The organism is Streptomyces flavofungini, from assembly GCF_041028215.1.
GTDB classification, from domain to species: domain Bacteria; phylum Actinomycetota; class Actinomycetes; order Streptomycetales; family Streptomycetaceae; genus Streptomyces; species Streptomyces flavofungini_B.
This window is the reverse complement of record NZ_JASKYR010000363.1, coordinates 1-7,879: the sequence shown is the minus strand read 5'-3', so window position 1 is coordinate 7,879 and position 7,879 is coordinate 1. Positions and strand designations below refer to the sequence as shown.

Here is a 7,879-nt window from a genome sequence, read left to right as displayed (position 1 = left end):
CCGCGAGGTGCTCGCGGGGCTGGTCGCCGCGGAGGGGCGCCTCGTCACCGCCGACACGCTCGTCGCCGATCTGTGGGCCGAGCCGGGGGCCGGGGCCCTCGGCGCCCTGCGCACCTTCGTCGCCGCGCTGCGCCGGGCCACCGAACCCGGCCGGCCGCCCCGTACCCCGCCCCGGCTGCTCGTCACCCAGGGACCCGGCTACGCGCTGCGCCTGCCGCGCGAGGCGGTGGACGTCCAGCGCTTCGAGGACGCCCTGGCCGCCGCCCGCCGTCCCCCGCACGACGTCGCCGCACTCGGCGAGGCGCTCGCCGCGTGGCGCGCTCCCGCCTACGCCGACTTCCCCGACGCCCCCTGGGCCCAGCGGGAGCGGACCCGCCTCGAAGAGCTGCGCCTGGAGGGCGTGGAACTGCGGGCGGGTGTCCTCCTCGACTCCGACTACGACTCCTACTCAGACTCCTACTCCGACTCCGGCGAGGGGGCGGGCCTGGTGGCCGCGCTCGGTGAGCACGTCGCCGAGCATCCGTGGCGCGAACCGGCCTGGGGCCTGCTGGCGCGCGCCCTCTACCGCGCGGGGCGCCGCGCCGACGCGCTGGCCACGCTGCGCCGTGCCCGCGCCATGCTCGTGGAGCAGCTCGGCCTCGACCCCGGGCCCGGACTCCAGCGCCTGGAGACCGCCATGCTCAACGAGTCGGCGTCCGTCGGGGCCGCGCCCCGCCCCTGGCCCGGCACCGGCACCCGGCTCGGCCCGCGCACGACCGTGGACCTGGCCCGTACGCTCGCCCTGGCCGGGGGCGACGCCCTCGTCTCCGCGCGCCGCGACCGTCTCGGCGCCGTCCAGGCGGCGGAGCGCACGGGTGACGTGGCACTGACCGCGCGGGTGATCGGCGCGTACGACGTACCGGCGATCTGGAGCAGGTCCGACGATCCGGCGCAGTCCCGGGCGGTGGTGGCGGCGGCCGAGCGCACCCTCGCCGCGCTCGGTCCCGAGGGGCCGCCCGACCTGCGGGCCCGCCTCCTGGCGACCGTCGCGGTCGAGAGCCGCGGGGGTGACGGGGACGGGAGCCGTGAGTGGAGGCGACGGCAGGCCGCCGCCACCTCGGCGGCGCACGCGGCCGAGGCCCTGGCCAGGGAGCTGGGCGACCCGGCCCTGCTGGCCTTCGCGCTCAACGGTGTGTTCATGCAGTCCTTCGCGCGTCCCGGGCTCGCACCGCGCCGCGACGCCATCGGCGCCGAACTCGTCGCGCTGGCCGACCGGCACGCCTTGCCGACCTCCGGCATCCTGGGGCGGCTCGTGCGGCTGGGCTCCGCCTCCGCCCTGGGGCAGTGCGAGCGGGCCGCCGCGCACGCCGCCGCCGCGGAGGAGCTCGCCGCCGCGCGGGAGTCGCCGCTCGTTCCCGTGCTCACGGCGTGGTCCAGGGCCCGCGTCCTCGCCGAGCGCAGCGCGGGCCCCGGTGGCCCGTCCCCCGCCGAGGCCGCCGGGGCCTACCGGTCCGCCGATGCCGCACTCGCCGCGGCGGGCATGCCGGGGCTGCACCGGGGTCTGCTGCCGCTCGCGCTGCTCGGGCTCCGGCTGCTGCACGGACGCCCCGCGCCCACCGGCCCCCGTCTCGACTGGGGCCCGTACCTGCCCTGGGCCCGGCCCCTCGTGCTGCTCGCCCAGGAGGACGCGGCCGGTGCCCGCGCCGCCCTCGCCGCCCAGCCCGAACCGCCCCGCGACCACCTCCAGGAGGCCCTGTGGTGCCTCACCGCCCACGCCGCGACGCGCCTCGGCGAGTCCGGGGCCGCCGCACGGGCCGCCGCCGCCCTGCGCCCGGCCGCCGCCGAACACGCCGGTGCCGCGAGCGGCATGCTCACCCTGGGGCCTGTGCGGCACTACATCGAGGAGGCCGAGGCCCTCTAGACCTCCGGCCGATGCCCTCCAGACCTTCAGACGTGCGCGAGGAGGCGGTCCAGCGGGCGGGGCACGCGGTCGAGGTCGAGGTGCTCCACGAAGGCGCGCGCGTACAGCGACTTGCGGCCGCTGCGGGTGCCCATGAAGCGCTGGAGCTGTCGCGGGAGGCCGCGGTCGCGCTGTGCGGGCTGCTTCTGGAAGGTGCGGAAGGAGCGCAGGTCGCCCTGTTCGCCGAGGATGCCGACGACCGTCTCCGGGCTGAGGCCGCGGATCAGTTCGTCCTCCAGGTCCGCCTCGCAGACGTAGAAGCCGAGCCTCTCCAGGTCGGCGAGGGTGCGCTGCGGTCCGGCGCCCGTCCGTCCCAGCACGCGCCGGAAGCAGTGCGCCTCCCCGGCGTCGCACAGGCCCGCCACCGGGATGTCGAGGCCGTCGGGGCCGCACAGGGCGAGGAACCTGCCGATGCTCATCGCGCCGCCCAGCGGCAGGACGCAGACGCCCTCCGCTTCGAGCCGCCGCCCCTGGCGTGCGGCCAGCGTCTCGACCGCCACGAGGTCGCTGTCCCCCTCGACGAGCACGATTCTGCGCACCCCCGCGTCGGCCGCCCGTGCCCGTGCCGTCTCGGCCGCGGACGTGTCGTCCGCACCGCGGGCCGCCCACGCCACGGCCGCGCTTCGAAAATTCCTCGTCGCCTCCACTCCCCCACTATCGCGGCGCCGCCGTCCCCGAGCACGCGAATTAGCTCGTACGTTCGATTAAGCGTTACCCTGAGTCCCATGGCAACGCACCAGCTCCAGGGATCGCTCTTCGATCAGAGCGACGACGTGCACCTGCGCCCGCTGACCGGAGTGCGCAGGACGGTGCTCGGCGACGGGGCGTGGATCGACCTGCTGCCGGGCTGGCTGAGCGGCGCCCACGTGCTGTTCGAACGGCTGGCCGTGGACGTCCCGTGGCAGGCCGAGCGGCGGCAGATGTACGAGCGGGTCGTGGACGTCCCGCGCCTCCTCGCCTTCTACCGGGCGGGCGAGACCCTGCCGCACCCCGTCCTCGAAGAGGCCCGGCGGGCGCTCTCGGACCACTACGCCGAGGAGCTGGGCGAGGCCTTCACGACGGCGGGCCTCTGCCACTACCGCGACGGACGCGACAGCGTGGCCTGGCACGGCGACCGCGTCGGCCGGGGCGCGCGCGAGAACACCATGGTCGCCATCCTCTCCGTGGGCGCACCGCGCGACCTGCTGCTCAGACCCCGCCGCGGCGGCGAGAGCGTCCGCCGCCCGCTCGGCCACGGCGACCTGATCGTCATGGGCGGCTCCTGCCAGCGCACCTGGGAGCACGCCATCCCCAAGTCCACCCGGGCCACCGGGGGGCGCATCAGCATCCAGTTCCGGCCGCACGGGGTACGGTGACCGATCCCGTGCGAAGCCGTGAGCCATACGCATAGGTTTTTAGTCATTTTCTGTCCGGTCGCCGCAGACAGGTGCGAGTGGCAATTGCCAGGGCTATCGTCGAGGTCGGTCTTGCTCGGCGGGAGGTCCGCACTGTGACCCTGCAAGGCGAGGAACTCGCCGCGGTCTTCGCCCGGTTGATGAGGGCGGCGAGCCGGGAGCCCCTCGACACCCAGATGCTGCTGGCCGCGTGCGCGGAGAGCGGCAGACGTGTCTACGGCGCGCGGGGCGCGATCGTGCAGTACGCCCCGCTGTGCGACAACTCCGTACGCACCGAGGGGACCGGCAGCGCCCTGCGCACGCTGGCGACGGACGCCGTGGCGTGGAAGGAAGGGCCCGGGTGCGAGGCCCGCTCGTCCGGCGTCGCCCTGATCAACGTGGACATCACCTCACGTCCGGCCCGGGTGCGCTGGCCGTCCTGGGCGCCGCGGGCGATGGCACTCGGCTTCGGCCGGGTCACCGCACTGCCCCTGGCCAGCTCCAGCCCGTCGTTCGGCGCGCTGGTCCTGCTCGGCCCGCCCGGCGCCGTCCTGGACGAGGAGGCGCTCGCTCTGGTCCGCTCCCTGGCGGAAGTGGCCGCACACGCCCTCGCCCTTCAGCGGCACGCCTGCGAGAGCCGCACCCTGGCCGACCAGTTGCAGCTGGCGCTGAACAGCCGGGTCGTCATCGAACAGGCCAAGGGCATGCTCGCGATGCGGTACGGCCTCACCCCCGACGACGCCTTCGACCGGCTCCGCCGTTACGCCCGCGCCCGCCGGCGCAAGGTGGTGGAACTGGCGCACGAGATCACCGTGGGCCGCGACGACATCCAGTCCCTCTGAACGAGGACGCACCACTCCCCCGGGAAGAGGACGACATCCGCTCCCTCGGGAAGAGGGCGCCTGCGAAGGGACCCGCACTGTGACGACCCCGTCCACCGCCCCGATCGTCCTCGACCCCGCCGGGGCCGATCCCCATGAGGAGCACCGGCGGCTGCGCGCAGGCGGGCCCGCCGTCCGCGTCGACATACTCGGCGTCACCGCCTGGTCGGTCACCGATCCCGCGCTCCTCAAGGAGCTGCTGAAGCGGCCGGACGTCTCCAAGGACGCCCGTGCCCACTGGCCCGGGTTCGGCGAGGCGGAGCGGACCTGGCCGCTCGCCCTGTGGGTGACGGTGAACAACATGTTCACCGCCTTCGGCGCCGACCACCGGCGCCTGCGGCGGATGATCGCCCCCGCGTTCAGCGCGCGCCGCATAGCCGCGCTGCGGGAGGACATCGACGCCATCGTCTCCGGACTGCTCGACGACATCGCGGCGCTGCCCGCCGGGGAACCCGTCGACCTGCGGGAGCACCTCGCCTACCCGCTGCCGATAGCCGTCATCTGCCGGCTCATGGGCGTGCCCGTCGAGCAGGCCCGGACCTTCCGCGGCCTCGTGGACGGCGTCTTCAACACCACCCTGAGCGCGGCGGAGTCGGCGGCCAACACCGCCGCCCTGTTCGAGACGCTCGGCAGTCTCATCGCCGCCAAGCGCACCGCCCCGGGCGATGACATGACCTCCCTGCTCATCGCCGCTCGCGACGAGGAGGGCGACGGCGGCAGCCTCTCCGAGACGGAGCTGCGCGACACCCTGCTCCTGATGATCTCCGCCGGGTACGAGACCACCGTCAACGTCATCGACCAGGCCGTCGCCCAGACCCTGAGCCACCCCGAGCAGCTCGCCCGCGTCCGCTCGGGGGAGGCCGCCTGGGGTGACGTCGTCGAGGAGACCCTGCGCCTGGAACCGGCCGTCAAGCACCTCCCCCTGCGCTACGCCCTCACCGACATAGAGCTCCCCGACGGCCAGGTGATCGCCAAGGGTGAGCCGATCCTCGCCTCCTACGCGGCGGCCAACCGCCACCCGGGCTGGCACGGGGAGACCGCCGACGCCTTCGACGTGACCCGCCGCAACAAGGAGCACCTCGCGTTCGGCCACGGCGTGCACTTCTGTCTCGGCGCGCCCCTGGCCCGCCTGGAGGTCGCCACGGCCCTGCGCATGCTCTTCGAACGGTTCCCCCGGATCGAACCGGCCGTGCCCTTCGAGACCTTGGAGCCGTACAGCTCACTGATCAGCAACGGCCACAAGACACTCCCGGTGCACCTGGGGCGGTGAGCCCTCTCCCCGGCCGGACCGCGCCGGACTGCCCGGGCGGCCTTACCGGCGTACTGTCGGAACATGCCCGGTCACGGCGTGGACACCGACGGAGCCGGTCCACTGGACGCGGCGCTGGCCGACACCGTGCGCCGCACCGGTGCCTCCGCCGGAGGCGTCTACCTGCTCGACGAGGCCGCGCCGGTGCTCGGCCTCGTGGTGCTGTCCGGGATGCCGGAAGAGGTGGCGTGGCCGTGGCGGCGGGTGCCGCTGAGCGCGGCCGTGCCGGTGAGCGAGGCGGTGCGCGAGGACCGGCTGGTGTGGGTGGGGTCGCAGGACGACATGGCCCGCACCTATCCGCGCGCCGCCGCGAGCCTGCCCTACCGGTTCACCCTGGCCGCGGCGCCGCTGCCGGGCGGCTCGCGGTGCCTGGGCGCGCTGTTCCTGCTGTGGCCCGCGAGTCACCCCGTCGAGGCCACCCGGCGCGAGCGGGGGCACATCAGCTCCGCCGCCCGGCGCATCGCCAGGACCCTGAGCGAGGCGCCCGTCCTGCCTTCCGTGCCCGAGCACCCCCGCCACATCCCGGTCGCCGTCGTGGAGCGCCCGCGCGGCGGTCAGCCGCCGAGGGCCGCGGCGGACTATCTCGACCGGCTCCCGGAAGCGGCGATCGCCCTGGACCTGGAGGGCCGGATCACCTTCCTGACCACGGCCGCCGCCGCGCTGCTCGGCCTGGAGGCGGGCCGCCTCATCGGCACCCGGCCCTGGCAGTCCCTGCCCTGGATGGACAACGCGGTGGTCGAGGACCAGTACCGCACCGCCGTCATCAGCCGCGACCCGGTCACCTTCACCACCCTGCGGCCCCCGGACACCTGGCTGCGCTTCCAGCTCTATCCGGACGCCAGTGGCATCAGCGCCCGGGTCACCCGCGCCCCGGCGCCCGAGGGAGGCAGACCCGAACCGGCGGGAACGCTCGCCGCGCCCGGCCCGGTGTCCGCACCCCCGGCGCAGGCCGGGCGGCTGTACCAACTGGTCCACCTCGCCGCCGCCCTGACCGAGACCGTGGGCGTGCGCGACGTCGTCGACCTGGTGGCCGACCAGATCCTGCCCGCCTTCGGCGCCGACGGCCTGGTGCTCTCCGCCGCCGACGCCGGCCGACTGAAGATCACCGGACACCACGGGTACGACCCGGCGACCATCGACCGGCTCGACGGGCTGCCCCTGGACACCGACGTCACCCCCGCCGGGGAGGTGCTCGCCAGCGGTATCCCGTCCTTCTTCGTCAGTCCGGCCGAGCTGGCGCGCCGCTACCCCAGGGCCCCGCGGCTCAGCGGCAAGCAGGCCTGGGCCTTCCTGCCGCTGATCGTCTCCGGACGGCCCGTCGGCTGCTGCATCCTCTCCTACGAGCAGCCCCGCGACTTCAGCGCGGACGAGCGCGCGGTGCTGACCTCGCTGGCCGGACTCGTCGCCCAGGCCCTGGACCGCGCCCGGCTCTACGACACCACCCGCGACCTCGCGCACGGCCTCCAGCAGGCGCTGCTGCCGCGCACCCTGCCCGCCCTGCCGGGTCTCGATTCGGCCGCCCGCTATCTGCCCGCGAGCCGGGGCATGGACATCGGCGGTGACTTCTACGACGTCATCCGCATCGACGCCACCACCGCCGCGGCCGTGATCGGCGACGTCCAGGGCCACAACGTCTCCGCCGCCGCTCTCATGGGCCAGGTGCGCACCGCCATCCACGCCACCGCGGGCGCGGCGCCCGACCGTGTGCTCGCCCGCACCAACCGGGTCCTTTCGGAACTGGAGACCGACCTGCTCGTCTCCTGCCTCTACGCGCACATCGACCTCGTGCGCCAGGAGGCCGTCCTGGCCAGCGCCGGTCACCCGCCGCCGCTCGTGCACCATCCCGGCGGGCCCGCCGGGGTCATGGAGCTCGAACCCGGCCCGCTGCTCGGCGTCGAGCCCGCCTCCCACTACCCCGCGACCGTCCTGCCGCTGGTACCGGGAACGGCCTTCGCCCTGTACACCGACGGTCTGGTGGAGATCCCCGGCGCCGACCCCGACCTGACCGCCCTGGGCCTCGCCAACTGCCTGGCGGACTACAGCGGACAGGACCTCGACGGGCTCATCGACGTCCTCCTGCGGCACGCGAGACCCACCCCGCACTACACCGACGACATCGCCGTCCTGCTGCTGCGCGTCGCCGCCTCCGTCAGGGAGCGGTGACCCCGGCCGTGCGGCGGGCGTAGGCGCGGGCGGCGCGGGCGCGGTCGCCGCAGCGGGTGGAGCACCAGTGGCGCCGGCCGTGCCGGAGCAGATAGCGGTTGCAGGGGGTGGAGCCACAGGCGGTGAGGCGTTCGGCGGCGGGCGAGGTGAGCAGGTCCGCGGCGTCGGCGGCGAGGGCGCCGAGCGCGTGATCGACGATGGCGGTGGTGGGGTG

The 7,879-nt window shown here is 75.0% G+C and carries 7 protein-coding genes; 5 read left to right on the top strand and 2 right to left on the bottom strand.

The window, feature by feature from the left end; genetic code table 11:
- Positions 1-1,900, top strand: a 1,900-nt coding sequence (locus AB8Z36_RS23585; RefSeq protein ID WP_369215366.1) for a BTAD domain-containing putative transcriptional regulator, incomplete at its 5' end; no start/stop codon positions are given.
- Positions 1,901-1,926: 26 nt separating this feature from the next.
- Here AB8Z36_RS23585 and AB8Z36_RS23580 read toward each other — a convergent pair.
- Positions 1,927-2,586 carry a TOPRIM nucleotidyl transferase/hydrolase domain-containing protein gene (locus AB8Z36_RS23580; RefSeq protein ID WP_369215365.1) on the bottom strand — a complete coding sequence of 220 codons (660 nt, stop codon included), beginning with the start codon at positions 2,584-2,586 and terminating at the stop codon, positions 1,927-1,929.
- Between the two features lie 78 nt (positions 2,587-2,664).
- Between AB8Z36_RS23580 and AB8Z36_RS23575 the strand changes: the two genes are divergently transcribed.
- The 4 genes from AB8Z36_RS23575 (at position 2,665) to AB8Z36_RS23560 (ending at position 7,665) form a co-directional block, all read left to right on the top strand.
- Positions 2,665-3,294 carry an alpha-ketoglutarate-dependent dioxygenase AlkB gene (locus tag AB8Z36_RS23575; protein WP_369215364.1) on the top strand — a complete coding sequence of 210 codons (630 nt, stop codon included), beginning with the start codon at positions 2,665-2,667 and terminating at the stop codon, positions 3,292-3,294.
- Between the two features lie 134 nt (positions 3,295-3,428).
- Positions 3,429-4,154, top strand: coding sequence for a GAF and ANTAR domain-containing protein (locus AB8Z36_RS23570; protein ID WP_369215363.1), 726 nt, complete (start codon positions 3,429-3,431; stop codon positions 4,152-4,154).
- Between the two features lie 79 nt (positions 4,155-4,233).
- On the top strand, positions 4,234-5,463 hold the full coding sequence (locus tag AB8Z36_RS23565; RefSeq protein ID WP_369215362.1) for a cytochrome P450 family protein: 1,230 nt from the start codon (positions 4,234-4,236) through the stop codon (positions 5,461-5,463).
- A gap of 63 nt (positions 5,464-5,526) precedes the next feature.
- Entirely contained in the window at positions 5,527-7,665 is a 2,139-nt protein-coding gene (locus tag AB8Z36_RS23560; RefSeq protein ID WP_369215361.1) for a SpoIIE family protein phosphatase, read from the top strand.
- Here the strand turns inward: AB8Z36_RS23560 and AB8Z36_RS23555 are convergent.
- Positions 7,652-7,879, bottom strand: a 228-nt coding sequence (locus tag AB8Z36_RS23555) for a CGNR zinc finger domain-containing protein (protein WP_369215360.1), incomplete at its 5' end; no start/stop codon positions are given. The two genes, AB8Z36_RS23560 and AB8Z36_RS23555, sit on opposite strands and share 14 nt — an antisense overlap.